Source organism: Streptomyces sp. SID13726 (assembly GCF_010548375.1).
Classification (GTDB): domain Bacteria; phylum Actinomycetota; class Actinomycetes; order Streptomycetales; family Streptomycetaceae; genus Streptomyces.
This window is the reverse complement of the sequence record NZ_JAAGLY010000658.1, coordinates 1-409: the sequence shown is the minus strand read 5'-3', so window position 1 is coordinate 409 and position 409 is coordinate 1. Positions and strand designations below refer to the sequence as shown.

General features: G+C 71.6%; 1 protein-coding gene. It reads right to left on the bottom strand.

Features of this window, described 5'->3' with window-relative positions; genetic code table 11:
- The coding region (locus G3I78_RS49635) for a family 1 glycosylhydrolase (protein ID WP_164437247.1) at positions 1-409 on the bottom strand (409 nt) is incomplete at both ends.

Genomic DNA, 409 nt, shown 5'->3' with positions numbered 1-409 from the left:
TGACGAAGATCCGCTCGGCCCCGTACTCCTCGGCGACCCGGACGAGCAGCTGCTCCAGGCCGTCGCCGTAGACCTCCCAGTCCATCGCCGTGCGCCGGACGCCCGGCAGGTAGACCTGCTTGGCGCGCGGCGGCAGGCCGGTGGGGTCGTCGGCGATGACGTTGCGGAAGTAGTAGTTGACGCCGAGCCAGTCGAGCGGGGCCGCGATGGTGTCGAGGTCGCCGCTGCGGATCGGGATGTCGACGCCGTACAGGTCGACCATGTCCTGCGGGTAGCCGCGGCCGTGGATCGGGTCGAGCCACCAGCGGTTGGTGTGGCCGTCGGCGCGGATCGCGGCGGCCTGGTCGGCCTCGCGGTCGGTGGCGGGCTCGCAGGGGCTGAGGTTGTTGACGATGCCGATGCGGGCGTT